Raw genomic sequence first — 19,745 nt, forward strand, 5'->3', positions numbered from 1 at the left:
CAGGCGAAAAACTATCTTTGTTTTTTCTAAATTTCAACTAAATGATACAAGCAAAAGTCGCTCAAATACTTGAAAGCGATCAGTTTTTACAGGAACACCATGTCAAGGGATGGGTACGCTCTTTCCGTAGTAATCGTTTTATTGCGCTTAACGATGGTTCTACTTTGAAAAACCTGCAATGCGTTATCGATTTTGAAAATACCGATGAGGAAACCATCAATCGTATAAACGTAGGTGCAGCTATATCTGTTAAAGGAACTTTGAAGGAGAGTCTTGGCAGTCAGCAACGTGTTGAAATTGAAGTTTCAGAAATTCAAATTCTGGGGGATGCGAATCCTGAAGAAGTGAAACTTACCATTCTATCGCCAAAGAAGCATAGTATGGAGAAACTACGTGAACAGGCGCATTTACGCGTACGTACGAATACTTTTGGCGCGATCATGCGTGTGCGAAGCAAACTGTCTTTCGCAGTACACAAATATTTCCAGGAAAAGAACTTCTACCACGTTCACACCCCAATCATTACGGGTAGTGATGCTGAAGGTGCTGGAGAAATGTTTCGCGTGTCTTCGCTGGATATGAAAAATCCTCCAAAAAATGAGGATGGCAGCATTAATTATAAGGAAGACTTCTTCGGAAAAGAAACTAACCTGACGGTTTCCGGACAACTCGAAGCTGAGACCTTTGCACTTGGTTTGGGGCAGGTTTATACTTTTGGCCCAACTTTTAGAGCCGAAAACTCGAATACTTCCCGACATTTAGCTGAATTCTGGATGATCGAGCCAGAAGTGGCTTTCTGTGATCTGGATCAAAATATGGATTTGGCTGAAAATTTCATTAAATACGTAATTAGATACGTGATGGAACACTCTAAAGATGACCTGGAATTTCTTGCTGAAAGACAGGAAAAAGAAGATCAGCTGAAGCCAAAAGCTGAAAGAAGCGATATGGGTCTTATGGAGAAGCTCAACTTTGTGCTGGAAAACAATTTCAAAAGAGTTAGTTATACCGAAGCTATCGAGATCCTGAAGAATTCTAAGCCAAACAAGAAGAAGAAATTTAATTATATAATCGAGGAATGGGGTGCAGATCTTCAAAGTGAGCATGAACGTTATCTTGTTGAGAAACATTTTAAAACACCGGTAATTCTTTTCGATTATCCGGCGAAGATCAAAGCATTCTACATGCGTTTGAACGAAGACGGAAAAACAGTAAGAGCGATGGACATTCTATTCCCTGGAATTGGGGAGATCGTGGGAGGAAGCCAGCGTGAAGAACGTTTGGATGTGCTTAAAGAGAAAATGAAAGAATTGAACATTCCGGAAGAAGAACTATGGTGGTATCTTGACACCCGTAAGTTCGGAACCTGCGTTCATAGCGGATTTGGACTTGGTTTTGAAAGACTTGTTCAGTTCACTACCGGAATGGGTAATATTAGAGATGTAATCCCTTTTCCAAGAACACCGCAAAATGCAGAATTTTAAGATTGAATATTATAGCATCGCATACAGTTCCTGCAATCGAACATAAGATCCGGTTGCAGGAGTATGCGATTTCTATTTTCCCACAAGTAAATAGCCGGTCGGCACTAAAAAAAGCGATCGCAAAGAAACTTGTCTTATTGGATGGAGAAAAAGCAACCACTGCAGACTGGATCCACCCGGGACAGAAGATCGAACTTCTTGAAAATGAAATTCAGCGAAGAGAGATCTTCAAATTTACACTTGAAATACTATATGAAGATGAATATCTTGCTGTAGTGCACAAACCTTCAGGTATTCCTACCAACGGCAATTATTTTCGAACATTGGAAAATGCGCTTCCGTATAATTTATCTGTATCAAATTTAGAGGATGCTTTAAGATATCCGGTTCCTGTTCACAGACTGGATAATCCTACCGCCGGTATTATTCTTGTTGCCAAAACCAGGAAAGTACAGCAAGCATTACACAGCTCTTTCGAAAATCAATCCATCCATAAAACTTATTATGCGGTGGTGCACGGGCAGCTACAAAACGCGTTAACACAGAATGCAAGCATAGACAGTAAAGCTGCTACGACTATTTTAGAACCAATTGATAATTTTAAAATTGAGGATGAAGTTTTTTCTATGGTGAAAGCCAAACCCATTACAGGTCGTACGCACCAGATCCGCATCCATCTAAGCAAAATGGCTTTACCCATTGTGGGAGATGCAATTTATGGAATCGAAGAAAGGTATTTTCAGAATAAGAATTTGTATCTATTTAGCTCCGGAATTAGTTTTGAGCATCCTATTACTTCGGAAGAAATGAAGTTTGAGTTAAAGCTTCCGAAGAGGTTTAGAAACCTATACCGTCATAAGCTGTCTTAACAAAAATTTACCACGAACATAGTTCGTGCCAAAGCCAACTTGGATCGATTTTTCCTTATTTTTGTTAGACAAGCACTCTTTTATGCTAAAACAACAATTAAATTTTAAACTATCTCAGAAGCTCTCTCCGCAACAAATCCAGTTGATGAAGCTTATTCAATTGCCTACCCAGGCTTTTGAGCAGCGAATCAAGCAGGAAATGGAAGAGAACCCGGCGCTGGAGGATGGAAAGGAAGATCGTGTCGACGAATATGATGATATAGGAAATGATAATTCAGACGATGAATACGATACCGATAGTGAAAGTATTGAGACTGAAATAGACGTTGATGAATATCTGAGTGATGATGAAATTCCAAGTTATCGCCTAAATGCTAATAATTACAGTGCAGATGATGAAGACAAGCAGGTGCCTTATGCCGCTGGAACTTCATTTACACAACATTTGAAAACTCAGTTAAGCACGATAAGACTGGATGATATTGAGCAGGATATCGCAGAATTCCTGGTGGGAAGTGTGGACGAAAGCGGATATATAAGAAGAAGCATTCAGGATATTGTAGATGATCTTGCATTTACCCAGAATATTTATACAGACGAGGAAACGGTTGAAAAAGTACTTAAAAAAGTTCAACGTCTGGATCCGGCTGGTGTTGGTGCGCGTAGTCTTGAAGAATGTTTGATCATTCAGCTAAACCGCAGAGAATCTACAAGACAGGTGGAACTAGCCAAAGATCTATTGGAACGCTCTTTTGATCATTTTAGCAAAAAACACTACAACAAACTTCTTACCCGTCACGATATAAGCGAAGACGACCTTCGTGAAGCTATAGATGTGATTGAACATTTAAATCCTAAGCCTGGTGGTGCCTATTCTGGAAATACGAGAATGGTAGAGCATGTGATACCAGATTTTACCATCAAAATAGAAGATGGTGATCTACAGTTGAGCCTTAATGGAAGAAACGCTCCTGAAATGCATATCTCAAGGGATTACAGTAACATGCTTAAAGGTTATAAAGAATCAAAGGAAAAGACAAAGGCTCAGAAGGATGCTGTCATGTTCATTAAGCAAAAACTTGATGCCGCAAAATGGTTTATTGAAGCGATTAAGCAAAGGCAGCAAACGCTTATGGTTACCATGAGTTCGATCATGAATTACCAGAAAGAATATTTCCTCACCGGTGATGAGCGAAATCTAAGACCCATGATTCTTAAAGATATTGCCGATGAAATTGAGATGGATGTATCTACAGTTTCAAGAGTGGCGAATTCCAAATATGTTGATACTCCTTATGGGACCAAACTCATTAAAGAGTTCTTCTCGGAATCGATGACAAACGATCAGGGTGAAGAAGTGTCCACTAGAGAAATTAAGAAGATCCTGGAAATGTCTATTGAGGAAGAAGATAAAAGGAAGCCTCTTACAGACGAGAAGCTCGCAAAGGTCTTAAAAAGTAAAGGATATCCTATCGCCAGAAGAACGGTTGCGAAATATCGCGAACAACTGGATATTCCTGTAGCAAGACTGCGAAAAGAGATCTAATGAAAATCCTACTTAGACTCTCCTCCTACGTATTCCATCCTTTGTGGATGCCATTTTTTGGAAGTCTGTTTTACTTTATTTTTATACCAAGGTATTTTCCAGACGAGATTGTGAAGGCCAAATTAATGGCTATAGCAATTATTACCATATTCATCCCGGTAGTGTTCTATTTTTTACTGAAGAATCTTGGAAAGGCGGAGTCGGTTTTTCTTGAGAAGGTTGAAGAAAGGCGATGGCCGCTCTTTTTCTTTTGTCTGTTAATCCTGATGGTTTTACATCAAATCTTAAACTTCTATAATTATCCTGGGCTGTATTATTACTTCGCAGGGATACTAATTTCAACATTATTAGCATATACTTTAAGCTGGTTCAGGCTTAAAGTTAGTTTGCATATGATGGGGATTACAGGACTTTTAATGTTTGTTACAGGCTTTTGTATTTACTTTCACCTTTATTATATCTATACCTTGGCTTTTCTTATCATCGCCTGCGGACTCACAGCATCATCGAGGCTTTATTTCCAAGCTCATACAAGCTCAGAGTTATGGTTTGGAAGTCTTTTGGGTCTAGGTCCGCAATTGCTCCTCTTCAACCTGTGGTTTACAGAATATAGAATGTCAGACCTATTTTTAAGGTAGACACATCTAAAGATTCATTTTGAAGTGATGCATCCTTGAAAAAAGGGATCAATGAATAGTAGAAATGAAAGTTGAAAGTATTGTAACCAAAGGTAAAAGTTGCTCCAGCCCTGAATTTATTTAATTCTGAAAGATCATTGATAAGACTTTGTTCTGCGTCATCTTTATAGTTACTTCTGAAGTTATAAATATACCCTAAACGGACTCCGGAATATATCCTCCAGAACTTATAAGATTCTGCTGTTGAAGTACGCCATCTAAACTCCAGCGGCATTTCGAACTGCTGCGTCGTATAACGATTGGTTTCGTAATCTATGCCCTGCAATGATTGAAATTCTGTAACTCCAGATGCAGACTTCGTGATACGCAAATTCTGACCATAACTATCAATTCCCCATCCAAACCCTAGACCTAGAGCTACGTTTCTACGTTCATTTAAAGGCATATCTCGTATCACTCCAAGGTTTATACCTCCGGAGAAACTTTCCTGGGAAATAGCTTCAGGTTTATTAGTGATAAGGTTGAAACTAAAACCAACGTAGAATTGATCTTCTCTATAAAGACTGTCAATTGTGAAAGGTACTGAATCCGGGATCTTGTACTGTCGCTCATCTTCCTGCGCAAAAGAAACTGCGGGAAATAGTAGTATTAAGCTAAGAATGATCAGGTTGATCCTCATGGTTTCAAATATGCTGTAAATATAAAAAACATCCTGCCTGGTATTACCCGGACAGGATGCTTTCTATAATAAAATTGAAAAGATATTAGTTTACGTTTCTATCCGCTTCTCCCTTTTTGGTAGTGTAGTTGATTTTCAACGCTTCTGCTTTTCTTAGTTCCTGCTTGATATCAGATACAAGTCCCATATTGGTTTCTTCATCTACTTTTAAAGCAGTTGTAAGATATGGAATCAGTTCTTCACGCTTAGATTCTCTTTCAGCATAGATAAATTTCTGCACTTCTTCAACACTAGCGAACTTATCATTCAATTGAATTCTAGCTTCGTTCCCATACTTAGCCTGGTATCTCTGGCTTGGTTTCCCAGCATAGATGTACATGATCAAATCCTTCTTATCCAGTTTCTCAACCTGGTCTGCGAACGGTAAATTGTTTTGAATCATTAAAGTATTCTGACGCATCACAGTTGCAACCATAAAGAAGAACAATAGCATAAAAACGATATCAGGTAAAGATGCCGTGTTTACAGCAGGCAAATCTCCAGATTTCTTCTTTTTAAACTTTGACATAATTTAAGTCGTTTTCTTTAGTTAAGTTCTAACTCGTTGGTTCGGCTTCAGATAATTTCTGAGGAATCATATCAGATATTACATCGATCTTCTCCTTCAAAGCCTCTTTGTCACCAGTATATCTCGGATCGTTGTAATCACTCTCCATCTTCGTGAAAGTCGTCCCATACATTCTCTGAGCTTCGCGATCTCTAAGCTGATTATAAGCAGCTACAAGTTCGTTCTGTACAGCGATATAGGTTCCGTATTCCGTTCCACGGTTATTGACCAAAGAAATAATAGCTTTTTGTGGATTTACTGAAGATCCAGGATCTTTAGCTCCCTGGCAGAAACTACAGGCTTCATCACCTTCACCACCACCATTATCAAGAAATTCAACAGCTGCCTCACGCAGTTCTCCAATTTCCATGCTCTCATCTTCAACCAGCAGCTCGTTATTACTGTTCACAAGCACCGTAAAGATGTTTCGTTGTTTAATAACCGGAGGATCCTGCTCTTCAGGTTGCCATGGCGGTAATTTCCTGCTAATCCCGCTATCTGTCTCAATGGTAGTTGTTACCAGGAAGAAGATAAGAAGTAAGAAGGCGATATCTGCCATAGACCCGGCGTTCACTTCCGGTGCTGATCTCTTTGCCATATTATTTAGCTAATTTTTTTATTCCAGAGAATACCATTGCAGCAATCGCAATTCCTGCAAGTATATAGAAGGTAATTAATCCTGCGCCCACCCAGTGATCACCAGATGCAGACAGCATAGTACCATCTTTCAATTGAGTTGCCTCACCGTCGCTTAGTACATAAGCTACGATAATGATCACTGCAAAAGATCCCACGGCAATAATTGTGTTCTTAATATTTCCTCTGAATAAACCTACGATCACAAAGATAGCAACCAATACAACGATTACTGCAAGAACCAGGTATGCGATCCACATGAAAGGGTCTAAGTGACTCCCCTGTAGGTCTGCCGAGGCTTTTATAGCATCGTCACCGGTCGCGATAATTCTTCCCAGAAGAATTAACCCAATCACACCGATCACGAGTGCCAGATATTTTAATACTTTATGTAAGGTCATAATTTACGTTGTCTTAGATTCGTTTTTTATTCTTGTAAGCTACCAACATATCGATAAGAAGAATAGATGCATCTTCCATATCGTTTACAATGCTATCAATCTTAGCAATGATGTAGTTGTAGAAAATCTGAAGAATAATCGCAACGATCAAACCAAATACAGTTGTAAGAAGTGCTACTTTAATACCACCTGCTACAAGTGAAGGCTGCATATCTCCAGCTGCTTCAATACGGTCAAACGCCTGAATCATCCCGATTACAGTACCCATGAAACCAAGCATTGGTGCAAGTGCAATAAATAAAGATACCCAAGAAACATTCTTCTCAAGTTGTCCCATTTGAACACCACCGTAAGCAACTACTGCCTTCTCAGCAGCTTCGATACTTTCGTCTGCTCTGTCAAGACCCTGGTAGTAAATTGAGGCAACAGGTCCCTTTGTATTTCTACAAACTTCCTTAGCTGCTTCTACTCCACCACTATGAAGTGCATCCTCAACATTTTGAGCCAACTTCTTAGTATTCGTTGTAGATAGGTTTAAAAAGATAATTCTCTCAATGGCAATTGCCAGACCAAGAATTAAACACAAAAGTACGATTCCCATAAAACCTGGACCACCTTCGATGAAACGTTTCTTAAGCTCCTGGTGAAAACCAAGTTCTTCTTCTTCCAGATCATCACCGGCCATTGCTTCTTCGTCATCCTGTACAAAGCTCACAATCGTTCCTGGCAAATTATTCGTACCGTTAGCCGCCTGTAGATTATAGGTTCCAAGAACCGTAATCGCGGCGATTACCAAAATAGAAAATAATCTTTTCATTACTGTTTGTCTTAATTTAATTAGTTAAAGGTTAAAGATATAAATTATTTTTAATAAACACTTAGCAGAGAGGAAGGGATTCGAACCCTCGATACGCTTGTGACGTATACACACTTTCCAGGCGTGCGCCTTCGACCACTCGGCCACCTCTCTGTATTTGTTAGGCTCGGCAAATAACGAAAAAAATAATTACCCGTCAAGAAACCCGCCATTAATTTTAAGACATTTCACCTCGAAGTGAGGTTTCGAAGATCGTTTTGAAAACTTTTGGAGATAAGTCTTTACCTATCAGGTACATTAGTTTACTTACCGCAGCCTCGGTAGTGATATCCTTTCCGGAAACTACCCCTACTTTCTTAAGACCTACACTGGTTTCATACTGCCCCATGTTAACACTTCCGGCTACGCATTGCGTTACATTGACCACAAAAAGCCCTTCTTTTATCTTCTTCCGAAGAAGTTCGAGAAACCAGGATGAATTTGGTGCATTCCCACTACCATAAGTCTCTAACACCACTCCTTTTAGTCCAGGTTTAGCCAGAATATGCTCCACCGTACTCTCGCTTATTCCCGGGAACATTTTTAATACGAGTATATTATCGTCAAAACCTGTATGTAATTTTGTTTTCTGCTTTCTATTAGGAGCCCAAAGCGCCTTGTAATTGACCGAAAGATAAACACCAGACTCTGCCAGAGCAGGATGATTCATAGAAGAAAAAGCCTGAAAATGCTCGGCATTGATCTTCGTAGTTCTGTTCGCCCGGTATAATTTGTATTCAAAATAAAGTCCGACTTCAGAAATAACCGGCTTTCCATTTTTTCTTAAACCTGCAACCTGAATACTTGTAATAAGGTTTTCCTTTGCATCTGTTCGCAGATCCCCAATAGGTAACTGCGAACCAGTAAAAATGATTGGTTTCGTTAGATTTTCGAACATAAAACTAAGGGCGGAAGCCGTATACGACATCGTATCGCTACCATGCAGAACCACAAATCCATCATAATCATCGAATCGTTCATGGATCACATTCGCGATCTTGACCCAGTATTCGGGATTCATATTAGAAGAGTCGATAGGATCACCAAATGTCATGGTTTCGATCTCATGCTCAAGGATCTTCAATTCCGGAATATTATGCAAAAGCTCATCAAAATTGAAAGCTTTTAATGCACCAGTCTCATAATCTTTGATCATCCCAATGGTACCACCGGTATAAACAAGTAGTATCTTGGAATTATCCTTCATTAAGTCCCAGTTTATTAATTACAGGATTCGCGTACATTAACAGGTAACTATTCAAAGCCAGCGGATTTTTGATATCCACCCGCCTGCTCACTCTGCGATCAAACTGTCTTTTTTCCTTTTCTGTGTATTTATCTGTAAATCGCTCTTCGTTTCTTAGCAGATCACAGGCTATATAGTTCGATGGCCATAACTTATAATTTTTATGGATCGCTTTATCAATGAGTTTGGAAACTGCCTGAAGCTGATCATTGACTGAAAGATTCTGCTTACGAATATAATCGAGGTCTTCCGTAGTGATCACTTTGCCCGCATTCAAGCGTATTCTACCTTTCTGTCCCATCGCGCCCTGCATGATACTGTTAAAGTCTTCATTTGCGCTTTTCTTATATTCTTCCTGCATCCTTTTTGCCAATACTTCCGGCATTTTAAGCATATCTGTAGGATCAAATTCATAAGAAATGGAAACCGGTACTATTTTGATCTTGGCAAGGTAATCGAGAAGGTCCAGGTCACCCTTGGCCATCCCGATCATCTTGAGAACGCCCTGCTGAGTCACATCATTACCGTCTTTGGTTCGTCCTTCTCTTTGCGCCATCCAGATCGATCTTGAATCTTCGAGTAATCCTCTTGTATATTCTGAAAGGCGCATGGAACTTTTTAGCATCTCACGCGGACTCTGATTTCGAAGGACCAAAAAATTACGATTCAACTTTGCCAGGGCAGCCAGGAAAGGTTTCTGTACCAGGTTATCACCAATAGCTGAAGCAGTCATGACCAGGTCATGATTATACAGCGTATAATTAAGTAATGAAGTATCTAAAAGAATATCCCTGTGATTGGAAATATAGAAGTATGATTCTTCCTGATCAAGTTTGTCGAAACCACGGTCACTAAGACCCTCACTGGTTTTCTCCAGAACTTTCTCTACACTATAGTAAATCACCTTGCTTTGAAAATCCCTAATAGAATAACAATCTGCGAGTATGGTCCTTATCTCGTCATATTCCAGATCGGGAAAGGTAAATTGCAGAAGCGCTTTTACCATAGGGTGTTTCACATACTGCTGCAAAGCAGGATTTACCTCTTCATCGTCGTAAAAACGTATATCATCAAAATTTTGCACCTATCTCTAATATTAGTTCAACAAATGAACAAAATTTATGTTTAACAGCTTTAGATTCCAAAGACTTCCTTTGAGTTTTTGGTAGTTACCTCAGCAATAGTCTCCACTGGGAGTTCATATAATTCAGCTAATTTCTCGGCAACCTTTATTATATAGACAGGATCATTTCTTTTTCCGCGGAAAGGTTTAGGAGCCAGGTATGGAGCATCTGTCTCAAGAACGATCTGCTCTAGCGGAATTTGAGCCATGAATTTGTCGATTCCACCGTTTTTGAAAGTGACCACTCCTCCAATGCCGAGTTTCATATTATAAGAAAGTGCCTTTTGCGCCTGCTCAAAATTCCCAGTGAAGCAATGAAAGATTCCAAAAAGATCATCACCTTTTTCTTCTTCTAATACTGAAAATACCTCATCAAAGGCATTACGACAATGAATAACTATTGGAAGTTTATACTTTTTTGCAAGCTGTATCTGTCTTCTAAATGCGTCCTGCTGAATTTCCAGTGTAGATTTATCCCAATACAGATCGATTCCAATTTCACCTACAGCGTAAAATTCACGCTTTGCAAGTTCCTCTTCCACATGCTTTAATTCATCTTCATAATTCTCCTGCACATGAGTAGGATGTAATCCCATCATCAAAAATATGTTATCTGGAAATGCTTTTTCCAGCTCATACATACTTTGGGTAGTTTCTGAATCTATCGCCGGAATGAAAAAACGGGTCACATTTTGAGCGATGGCATCCTGAATAAGTTGTTGCCGATCGCCATCAAATGAGTCACTATATAAATGAGTGTGCGTATCTGTAACTGTCATATCGCAAAAGTAAGATATGCAACACAATCATAAAACCAATTTAGCTGAAGTTCTTGTTACCGAAAGGTTTTTATACTGAAACCGAATGCTTTTCAGCGATCTTCCCGGCGAGATAAGCAGCATCTTTCTTGATTCCGCCCAGGGTTGCAGAACCTCTGGTATGAAGCCAGGGCAGACCTATAAAATAAAGACCTTCCATATTACTTACTCCGCGATAATGTTCAGGATAGCCGTTTTTTGCCAGTTCCAGTCCTTCGATCCATTCAAAATTTGGTCGGTAACCAGTAGCCCAGACGATATTCTTTATATCCCGAAGTTCTTCCTTCTCGGTAAGAATACGTTCGTTTTCAGCATCTTTCGTTTTACCCACAGCGCTAACATTTTCTCTGGCCAGAATCCCTTTTACGTCTGTTCCAATTACGGGTTGCCGCGAATTACTGATCTTTTTTCCCAGCCATGTATCTCTACTGAAGCTTAAAAAACCAGATTTTGTAAACCACCACCATAATGTTTTACCCAATATTTCCTGCGGAAGTACTTTTACATCTGTAGTTCCTGAAAAATAGGTTTTACGATTACTTTCAGAGATTTCATCGAGGATCTGAAATCCGCTATCTCCGGCTCCTACCACCATCGCAGGACCTGCCTGTAACTGGTCTGGATTCTTATAATAGTTGCTATGAATCTGAAAAACTTCAGAAGATATCTTTTTAGAGAAAGCTGGTGTATAGGGAATATGAAATGGCCCGGTAGCAATAACTACATTTCTGGCTTTTAGATCACCTTGCGGCGACTTCAGCAGAAAATGATCATTTACTCGGGTGATTTTTTGAATATAAGTTTCTAACTGAACCGGAATATCAAACTTCTGCACGTATTTTTTAAAGTACCCAGCTACTTCAGTTTTAGATGGATAATGTCCTTTTTCGGCTGGAAATTCCATCCCGGGCATATTATTAAATTCAGAAGGAGTAAAAAGAGTAAGAGAATCCCATCGATTCATCCAGGAAGCACCAATTTCGTCTTCTTTATCCACTACCAGGAAGTTATGACCCTGTTGTTTTAGATAATACGCCATGGCCAAACCTGCCTGTGCCGCTCCTACCACGATAAAATCCAACATCATTTAACTTTTTTGCAAAAGTACGCTTATTTAAAGGTTTCTGAAAATCAGATCTTTCAGAATATAAGCTCCTTATAACTCCAGAATTGGTAAAGGAAGAGGATAAGAAATGCAAAGGTGACGATGAATTCCATAAAGCTTGAAGCCAGCAGACCAAGAAAAGAACCGAAAGCAGCCTTTCCAGCGGTCCTGGAATCAGATTTATTTAGAATTTCTCCAATGAAAGCACCTACAAAGGGACAAATAAGAATTGCGAATGGGAATGGAGCAAAGATCCCAATGATCAAACCTATAGTCGCACCGATCATTCCTTTGCGGCTTCCTCCAAATTTCTTGGTTCCCATTGCTGGAATGGCAAAATTCAGAATATAAAAAAGGATGGCAACAAAAAGCGTGATTCCAAGGAAAACGTAATTCACTCCTACTCCTGGAATAAGGAAAAATATAAGCAGCCCAATCCAGCTCAAAGGCACTCCGGGCAAGACCGGCAGAAAACTTCCCAGGATTCCCAGGATCATAAAAATCGCTGCCACACTTAACAATACTATCTCCATACTATTTCTTTTTCTGAACGAAGATAATCAACTTAATTTCATTTTTTAACTAAATAATTAGTTCAAACTAAAAGATTAGTTCTATATTAGCTTTAACTTATTCATTTACCATGAAACAATTGACCAAAGCAGAGGAAGAGATCATGCAGATTCTCTGGTGTTTAAAAGAATCTAACGTAAACGGAATCATTGATGAAATGCCCGAGCCCAAACCGGCTTACAATACGGTTTCGACGATCGTAAGAATCCTGGAGAATAAGGAATTTGTGGATCATAGAAAAAAAGGAAAAGGTTACATCTATTTTCCGAAAGTTGAAAAAGAGACCTATAGCAACCAGAGCATCAACCAATTGATGAACAATTATTTTAACGGTTCATTTCAAAGTATGGTTAGCTTTTTTATGAAAAAGAACGAGATGAAATCAACAGATCTCGAAGCAATTTTAAAAGAAATCAATAAAGATAATTAGTGATGGAACATTATATCATCCAGGTAATTTTATTCCAGCTGGCATTTTTCGTGATCTACGAAGTATTGCTGGAAAAAGAAACCTTTTTTAAACTTAACCGTGCGTACTTAATTGCCACTCCTATTCTGTCGTTTCTAATACCATTTATTAAAATTGGGAGCTTACAGCAAAGTGCACCAGCACGCGTCATGCAACAATTCAGTGATCAAACAATGATCTTAATGCCCGAGATTATGATTGGTGGAACCTCGAACGTCGCATCTACGAATCCTGTTCAGGCAGATCTATCGTTCAACTGGTTGTCCTGGTTATATCTTGCAGGGGTAGTCATTAGTTTAAGCATATTTATTTTCAAGCTTATTAAACTTCAGAAGATCGCTCGAAAAAGTAAAATTCTTCATGCTCGCTATTACGAGCTAAGAGAGGTTCCAAATTCTGATACTGCTTTCACCTATTTCAACAAATTATACATAGGCGACCAGATTTCAGAAAAAGATCGACAGCATATCATCACTCATGAACTGGTGCACCTGCACGATCATCACGGTTTTGATTTGATGGTTTTCGAGTTATTGAAAATCCTGTTCTGGTTCAATCCGCTTATCTATATTTTCCAGTCACGTCTGGCCACGCTTCATGAGTATATTGCTGATAGTACCACCGTTCAGAAATCGGGAAAAAAGCAATATTTCGAACAGTTGCTAAATACCGCCTTCGGAACAGAAAACTTTTCATTCACCAATCAATTTTTTAGTCATTCATTAATCAAAAAACGAATCATTATGTTACAGAAAAATCAATCATCCAACATTTCAAAATTCAAGTTTTTACTCATCGTTCCCATGCTAATGCTAATGCTCACTTATGTAGCATGCTCCGATGATAATTCACCAGAACAATTGACAACTGCAGACGTAAAGGGCGCTTCTGATGAGGAATTAAAACAATCTCTACGGGATGAACTTAAAATTATGCAGGAAGAAGGTGTTGAATTTTTCGAAATTGCTGATGCATTTATGATAGAAAAGGAAAAACACGTTAAGTCCAAGGAAGCATTTTATCGATTTCAGGTTTACCTAGAGATGATACACCAGAATGCCATGGAAAGATCAATGAGAGATGGCACATATAATAAAGAAGAAGATAAGGAATGGCAGAATCGAATGAATCAAACCTATGATGAATATGTCGCCTACAGAAAAAGTCAGCCGGTAGAAATTGAAGTAGTAGAAGATAACAGTGCATATGATAATGCTTCCGAAGTACCATTTGCCGTAATCGATAAAGTTCCTGCCTTTCAGGAATGTGACCAGTGGGTGGATGACGCCAGAAAAAACTGTACTTCTTCTGAAATTTCAAAATTCGTCAACAAGAATTTCAATACTTCCCTGGGAAAGGAATTAGGACTTGAAGGAATAAATCGTGTTATCGTTCAATTCAGAATTGATGAAAACGGACAGGTTCAGGATATTAGGTCAAGAGCTCCGCATCCGAGATTAGAAGAGGAAGCTAAAAGAGTAATTTCTGAACTTCCATCATTTATTCCTGGAGAACAAAATGGTCGTGCCGTAAGTGTCATGTATAGTTTACCAATCGCATTTAAGGTCCAATAATAAATTCAAAAACAAGATTATGAGAATCAATAAAATTAAAAATCTACTTAGCCTCTTTGTATTGCTAATTTCTTTTTCAGGCTTCAGCCAGGATATGGCTACACCCTTTGCGGTGGCAGATAAAACACCGGTTTATCCTGGATGTGAATCGCTAACAGGCAACGATCAGAAAGATTGCACGGTGGAGCGAATCACCAATCATGTCAACAAAAATTTCAACACCGCTTTGGGAAAGGAATTGAATCTTAGCGGTCGCCAACGTATCGTCGTGAAATTTGTGATAGGACAGGACGGTAAAATTAGAGAGGTTGAATCAAGATCTCTGGCAAAAGAGGCTGAAGTAAGAGCCAGCCTGCAAGCTGAAGCCACTCGCGTGATATATTCATTACCGAAGATGCAAGCGGGTGAATTTGAAGGTGAGAAAGTCGCGATCGCCTATGCTTTACCCATAGAATTTGCTACGCCTCAAAAAGAAAATAAGAACGGATAATATTCAATAATTTGAAATTTTTACTAGCCCTGATTCTTACAATAATTGTCCTGCTGCCAACCTATGCGCAGCAGGACATTTTAAATAATGCTGATAGTCTTGCAGCCGTCGGCAATCGTGAAGAAGCCATTCAATTGCTAACAGACCTGCCTGATAAAGATGCTAAAGTTCTATTGAAACTGGCGAAATTTCAGCAGTCGGAAGGAAATATCAAAGCTGCACTTGAGAATTACAAACAGGTAACACAACAACATCCTGAGAAGGTTTTAACGATGCAGGACTATGGAGAACTTTTACTTGAGAATGGACAATTAGATCTGGCAGATAGCATCTTCAGTAATTTAAAAGAAAGATATCCTGAAAATGCTGGCTTTACCTATAGATTAGGGCTTACCAAAGAGAAGCGCAAACTGGATACCCTGGCTAATCGTTTATTTTTTGAAACCGTTAGTTATGATTTTTCACATCAAGGTGCATTATATAAAACAAGTAAATATCAATTAGCTCGCGGTAGAAAACATGAAGCGATTGTACTTGCAAAGGCTGGTTTAAAAAAACGTCCAAAAAATGTAAGTCTTTTATCTATTCTGGGGCAAGCCTATATGTCTACTTTTCAGTTTGACAAGGCGATACCGGCGTTTAATACGATCGTGGAAGAAGGTGAAGCTTCAGAATTTGTACTGGAAAAGCTCGCAAAAGCCTATCGTATGACTAACCAGTTACCAAAAGCTTTGGAAACATATAAGAAAATGCTGGAAATTAATGACATGAATAGCGCTGCGCATTCTAACATTGGTGTCATTCTCATGGAGATGGACAAACATAAGGAGGCGAGAGAACATTTCTACAATGCCCTTTTTATAAAAAATCCCAGAGTTGACAAAGAATTTTTAAATCTTGGACTTGCTTCAAAGGAACTCGAAGATTTTAAAGAGGCCTACCGATTTTTCAAATTTGCGATCGAAGAAAATGAAGAGAACGAAAGAGCTTTGCTGGAACTGGCTCTTACTGCCGACAGGTATTTTGAAGATAAAAAATCTGTTGCTGAACATTACCAGCGATACCTTGACAGGTATGCCGGAAATGGGAATGCTACAATGATCGAAATAGCGAAATACAGGTTGAGTGAGCTTAAAAAAGAGGAGCATTTTTCGGAATAGCAGATAATTTTCCTAACCTGCTAGATTTCACTATTTTTGGAATCCGAAAGCTAACTTTTAATGAAGAAGATATTATTCGCAGTTGCCATTTCAGTTCTGTGCTCCTGTAATTTCGAAACCAGGAAAATTTCTTCTGAAGAGGTTCTGGAGCAGGAATCACGCACGTTGAACTGGAAAGAAGTGGATGAATATCCCGCTTTCGAAGATTGCCAGAATCTCACCGATCTTGCCGAAGCTAAAGATTGCTTCGCCCGCCAGGTCTCCACGACAATTTATAGCCACCTGGCAAGTCAGCAACCTGTAGTGACCAAAAGCATTGATGATACGCTTTTTATATACCTGGAAATCGACAAGAACGGGAAACCGCAAGTTGAATCCATAGAAGTTGATACCACGGTGACCAACCAATTACCAGATATTAAGAACTGGATCAGGCAAAGTATCGATTCTTTACCTGAAATTTATCCCGCCAGTAAAAGAGGAATTCCTGTATCTACTGTGTTTAAAATGCCAGTAGTTGTAAAAGCCGAATAAATCTATTTTCGGTAGTCTCTTCCTTTCCACTTAAAACCTACGAATAGGGAAGTCAGCGCAATTCCTGCAGAAAACAAAGGGTAGGCGATACTACTCCAGGCGTAACTTCGCATGCTTGCCTTCCTATCAAAGAAAACCGCAGCTTTATAGATCAACATAAAATCCAGATTAAACTTTATAAGAAATGCAATCATAAGCCACTGAAGATAGCTGGCGTCGAACAGGCAAAGCACCAATCCTATGATCATTGCAGCATTCATTAGAAACACGGTCAAAGCAGCAAACCTGGCAAAACTATCTTTGTAGCCGGCAGATTTTGCTGCCCAGCGTAAACGTTGCTGTAAAAAGCTTCGAAGATCTTTCTGCGCTGCGGTTGTTACGATCATATTAGTGCTTCTTATAAAATCGATCTTTCTTTCGTGTTCTTTAAATTGCTGAAGTAAAAAAACATCATCACCACCTGCAAAGTTGCTGGACTGCTTATAACCTCCAACTTCCTGGAACCCTGTTTTCTTAAAACATAGATTTGCTGCATTACATATAAACGGTTTTCCCAATCCAAAAGCACCGACTGTAGTAGCTTGCAAACTCATAAAGTCAATAAGATCAAATTTTCGGAATAGTGGATCTTTAGGATGAACTTGGTCCAGTATTACCGGAGCAGCAATAAGATCTGAATTTTCGGACTCAATCTGAGCATCAAATCCCTGTAACCAGTTTTCGGGAACTTTACAATCGGCATCTGTAGTCGCTATATATTCAAATCTGGATTTTTCTACACCGACCTTTAAAGCATCTTTTTTTGCTGAAATAGATTCTCTCTGGTTTTGCAGGGGCTCGATCGAAAGTTCAGGATGCATTTTGCGAAATTCCTGTACCATTTTTTCTGAATCATCTTTAGAAGAGTCATTGATCAAAAGGATCTCAAACTTATGTGTTGGATACTTCAAACGCTTCAGAGAGTCAAATAAGCCGGGTAAATTCACCTGCTCATTTCTAAACGGAATGATGATGGAAAAAGCAGTTTCAGAAGAAGGGACAGAAGCAGGATTGTATTTTAAATTTCTCCATCCATATAAAAGTGATAAGAGTAAAATTATATAACACAGACAAATGCCGGCTAGGATGTAGACAGGAAGCATGGCCATAAATTGCGATCGCCAGATTTTAAATGATTAGTTTTGCAGTAGTCCAAATTAGGCAATTTTAGTGAGTAGCACGACAGAGAAAAGAACTATACAAGGGGAAAGGATCATCCTGGGAATTGACCCCGGAACTACGATCATGGGTTTTGGCTTGATCAAGGTAGTTAATAAGAACATGAGCTTTATTCAAATGAATGAACTACAGCTCAACAAGTACAGCGATCATTATGTAAAGCTGAAACTTATTTTTGAGAGAACCATAGAACTTATAGATACCTATCATCCCGATGAAATTGCCATTGAAGCACCGTTCTTCGGCAAAAATGTGCAGTCCATGTTAAAACTGGGTCGGGCGCAGGGAGTAGCCATGGCCGCTGGATTATCTCGCGAAGTTCCGATTACAGAATACCTTCCGAAGAAAATTAAAATGGCTATAACCGGGAATGGAAATGCCAGCAAGGAACAGGTTGCAAAAATGTTGCAAAGTATGTTGAAGATCAAGAAACTTCCAAAGAACCTCGATGCAACAGATGGTCTGGCTGCAGCGGTTTGTCACTTTTATAATTCTGGAAAAACCGAAATTGGCAAAAGTTACACGGGCTGGACTGCCTTTGTAAAGCAAAACCCGGGTAAGATCAAATAGATCATGAGTGGAATCTATATTCATATTCCCTTTTGCAAACAGGCCTGTCACTATTGTGATTTCCACTTTTCCACCTCTACAAAGAAGAAGGGGCAACTTGTCGAAATGCTTGGCAGGGAACTGGAATTGCGAAAAAATGAAATTCCCGGACCTATACAAACCATCTACTTTGGAGGCGGAACCCCTTCTCTACTCTCTTCGGAAGAACTAGAATCGATCTTTCTAAACATCAACCAGAATTTCAAAGTTTCAGACAGTGCCGAGATCACTCTCGAAGCAAATCCCGATGATCTTTCGGAAGAGGTTTTGAAAATGCTGAATGATTCGCTAATAAACCGACTAAGTATTGGTGTGCAGTCCTTTTTTGAAGCTGATCTTAAATTGATGAATCGCGCTCACAACGCAACGGAAGCATTAGAATGCCTGAAACTTGCGAAGCGATATTTCGATAATATCAGTATTGATCTTATTTACGGAATTCCCGGACAGTCTGAGGAGCAATGGATGGAGAATTTAGAGATCGCCCTGAAATTAGACATTCCTCATATTTCCAGTTATGCGCTTACCGTAGAACCAAAAACAGCACTGGAAACTTTTATCAAAAAAGGAAAGATCCAACCGGTTACTGATGAAAAGTTCAGGAAGCATTTCGATATCCTGGTGCAAAAGCTTACAAACGCCGGATTTGAACATTATGAGTTTTCAAATTATGGAAAACCAGGCTTTCACTCGCAAAATAACATGGCATACTGGCTGGGAAAACCTTACCTGGGGATTGGACCGTCTGCCCATTCTTATGACGGCAATACCAGAAGCTGGAACGTAGCCAATAATTCATTATATATTTCAGCATTAGAAGAAAATAAAATTCCGCAACAGCAGGAAGTTTTATCGCTAACAGATTCCTATAACGAATATATTATGACGAGGTTACGCACAAAATTCGGCGTAAATTCAGATGATATTCACCGCAACTTTGGAAAGCTTTACGAACAACACTTTATAAAGCAATCACAAATATTTCTTGAAAACGGACAAATTGAAAAGCGTGATTCCGGATTTCATATTTCTGAAAAAGGTAAATTTCTAAGCGATGGAATTGCTGCCGAGCTTTTTTACCTCGATGACTAAAATTTTGACTGGCCTTAA

General features: G+C 39.2%; 22 protein-coding genes and 1 tRNA gene. 11 read left to right on the plus strand and 12 right to left on the minus strand.

Annotation, left to right across the window (positions count from 1 at the left end; all coding sequences use genetic code 11):
- Positions 1–41 precede the first annotated feature (41 nt).
- From asnS to T8I65_RS14170, 4 genes are all read left to right on the plus strand, one after another.
- Entirely contained in the window at positions 42–1,484 is a 1,443-nt protein-coding gene (gene asnS, locus T8I65_RS14155) for an asparagine--tRNA ligase (protein WP_322301205.1), read from the plus strand.
- Positions 1,485–1,486: 2 nt separating this feature from the next.
- Positions 1,487–2,353: an RluA family pseudouridine synthase gene (locus tag T8I65_RS14160; protein ID WP_322301206.1), complete on the plus strand. Its 867-nt coding sequence runs from the start codon at positions 1,487–1,489 to the stop codon at positions 2,351–2,353.
- Between the two features lie 82 nt (positions 2,354–2,435).
- Positions 2,436–3,899 (plus strand): RNA polymerase factor sigma-54, encoded by a 1,464-nt coding sequence (gene rpoN, locus T8I65_RS14165; RefSeq protein ID WP_322301207.1) that lies wholly within the window; start codon positions 2,436–2,438, stop codon positions 3,897–3,899.
- On the plus strand, positions 3,899–4,537 hold the full coding sequence (locus tag T8I65_RS14170) for a hypothetical protein (RefSeq protein ID WP_322301208.1): 639 nt from the start codon (positions 3,899–3,901) through the stop codon (positions 4,535–4,537). The genes rpoN and T8I65_RS14170 overlap by 1 nt, the downstream gene beginning before the upstream one ends.
- Here the strand turns inward: T8I65_RS14170 and T8I65_RS14175 are convergent.
- From T8I65_RS14175 to T8I65_RS14225, 11 genes are all read right to left on the minus strand, one after another.
- Positions 4,500–5,216, minus strand: a complete 717-nt coding sequence (locus T8I65_RS14175) for a porin family protein (RefSeq protein WP_322301209.1) — start codon at positions 5,214–5,216, stop codon at positions 4,500–4,502. The two genes, T8I65_RS14170 and T8I65_RS14175, sit on opposite strands and share 38 nt — an antisense overlap.
- A gap of 85 nt (positions 5,217–5,301) precedes the next feature.
- Positions 5,302–5,784, minus strand: coding sequence for a biopolymer transporter ExbD (locus T8I65_RS14180; RefSeq protein WP_322301210.1), 483 nt, complete (start codon positions 5,782–5,784; stop codon positions 5,302–5,304).
- A 28-nt stretch (positions 5,785–5,812) separates the two neighbouring features.
- Positions 5,813–6,421 (minus strand): biopolymer transporter ExbD, encoded by a 609-nt coding sequence (locus tag T8I65_RS14185; protein WP_322301211.1) that lies wholly within the window; start codon positions 6,419–6,421, stop codon positions 5,813–5,815.
- Position 6,422: 1 nt separating this feature from the next.
- Positions 6,423–6,860: a hypothetical protein gene (locus T8I65_RS14190; RefSeq protein WP_322301212.1), complete on the minus strand. Its 438-nt coding sequence runs from the start codon at positions 6,858–6,860 to the stop codon at positions 6,423–6,425.
- Positions 6,861–6,873: 13 nt separating this feature from the next.
- Positions 6,874–7,677 (minus strand): MotA/TolQ/ExbB proton channel family protein, encoded by an 804-nt coding sequence (locus T8I65_RS14195; protein ID WP_026914051.1) that lies wholly within the window; start codon positions 7,675–7,677, stop codon positions 6,874–6,876.
- Positions 7,678–7,742: 65 nt separating this feature from the next.
- Positions 7,743–7,830, minus strand: a tRNA-Ser gene (locus tag T8I65_RS14200).
- A gap of 64 nt (positions 7,831–7,894) precedes the next feature.
- Positions 7,895–8,923, minus strand: a complete 1,029-nt coding sequence (locus tag T8I65_RS14205; RefSeq protein WP_322301213.1) for an asparaginase — start codon at positions 8,921–8,923, stop codon at positions 7,895–7,897.
- Entirely contained in the window at positions 8,913–10,046 is a 1,134-nt protein-coding gene (locus tag T8I65_RS14210; RefSeq protein WP_322301214.1) for a 1-acyl-sn-glycerol-3-phosphate acyltransferase, read from the minus strand. Before T8I65_RS14210 ends, T8I65_RS14205 begins: the two co-directional genes overlap by 11 nt.
- A gap of 50 nt (positions 10,047–10,096) precedes the next feature.
- Positions 10,097–10,864 (minus strand): TatD family hydrolase, encoded by a 768-nt coding sequence (locus tag T8I65_RS14215; protein WP_322301215.1) that lies wholly within the window; start codon positions 10,862–10,864, stop codon positions 10,097–10,099.
- 70 nt (positions 10,865–10,934) lie between these two features.
- On the minus strand, positions 10,935–11,987 hold the full coding sequence (locus tag T8I65_RS14220) for an NAD(P)/FAD-dependent oxidoreductase (RefSeq protein WP_322302805.1): 1,053 nt from the start codon (positions 11,985–11,987) through the stop codon (positions 10,935–10,937).
- 56 nt (positions 11,988–12,043) lie between these two features.
- Positions 12,044–12,541, minus strand: coding sequence for a DUF456 domain-containing protein (locus T8I65_RS14225; RefSeq protein ID WP_322301216.1), 498 nt, complete (start codon positions 12,539–12,541; stop codon positions 12,044–12,046).
- Between the two features lie 110 nt (positions 12,542–12,651).
- On the opposite strand from T8I65_RS14225, the gene T8I65_RS14230 reads away from it, so the two are divergent.
- The 5 genes from T8I65_RS14230 to T8I65_RS14250 are packed head-to-tail and all read left to right on the plus strand — an operon-like array spanning position 12,652 to position 16,808.
- Positions 12,652–13,011, plus strand: a complete 360-nt coding sequence (locus tag T8I65_RS14230; protein WP_322301217.1) for a BlaI/MecI/CopY family transcriptional regulator — start codon at positions 12,652–12,654, stop codon at positions 13,009–13,011.
- Positions 13,012–13,013: 2 nt separating this feature from the next.
- Positions 13,014–14,624, plus strand: coding sequence for a M56 family metallopeptidase (locus T8I65_RS14235; protein WP_322301218.1), 1,611 nt, complete (start codon positions 13,014–13,016; stop codon positions 14,622–14,624).
- Between the two features lie 19 nt (positions 14,625–14,643).
- On the plus strand, positions 14,644–15,114 hold the full coding sequence (locus T8I65_RS14240; protein WP_322301219.1) for a hypothetical protein: 471 nt from the start codon (positions 14,644–14,646) through the stop codon (positions 15,112–15,114).
- 11 nt (positions 15,115–15,125) lie between these two features.
- Positions 15,126–16,274: a tetratricopeptide repeat protein gene (locus tag T8I65_RS14245; protein WP_322301220.1), complete on the plus strand. Its 1,149-nt coding sequence runs from the start codon at positions 15,126–15,128 to the stop codon at positions 16,272–16,274.
- Between the two features lie 60 nt (positions 16,275–16,334).
- Complete coding sequence (locus tag T8I65_RS14250) at positions 16,335–16,808, plus strand: hypothetical protein (RefSeq protein WP_322301221.1); 474 nt, start codon at positions 16,335–16,337, stop codon at positions 16,806–16,808.
- 2 nt (positions 16,809–16,810) lie between these two features.
- Here T8I65_RS14250 and T8I65_RS14255 read toward each other — a convergent pair whose 3' ends face one another.
- Complete coding sequence (locus tag T8I65_RS14255) at positions 16,811–17,950, minus strand: glycosyltransferase (protein ID WP_322301222.1); 1,140 nt, start codon at positions 17,948–17,950, stop codon at positions 16,811–16,813.
- Between the two features lie 94 nt (positions 17,951–18,044).
- On the opposite strand from T8I65_RS14255, the gene ruvC reads away from it, so the two are divergent.
- Positions 18,045–18,596, plus strand: coding sequence for a crossover junction endodeoxyribonuclease RuvC (gene ruvC, locus T8I65_RS14260; RefSeq protein WP_322302806.1), 552 nt, complete (start codon positions 18,045–18,047; stop codon positions 18,594–18,596).
- A gap of 3 nt (positions 18,597–18,599) precedes the next feature.
- The gene (gene hemW / locus T8I65_RS14265; protein ID WP_322301223.1) at positions 18,600–19,727 is read left to right on the plus strand and encodes a radical SAM family heme chaperone HemW; all 1,128 of its coding nucleotides are present in this window, start codon (positions 18,600–18,602) and stop codon (positions 19,725–19,727) included.
- Positions 19,728–19,745: the final 18 nt, after the last annotated feature.

It is taken from the genome of Christiangramia sp. OXR-203 (assembly GCF_034372165.1).
Taxonomy (GTDB): domain Bacteria; phylum Bacteroidota; class Bacteroidia; order Flavobacteriales; family Flavobacteriaceae; genus Christiangramia.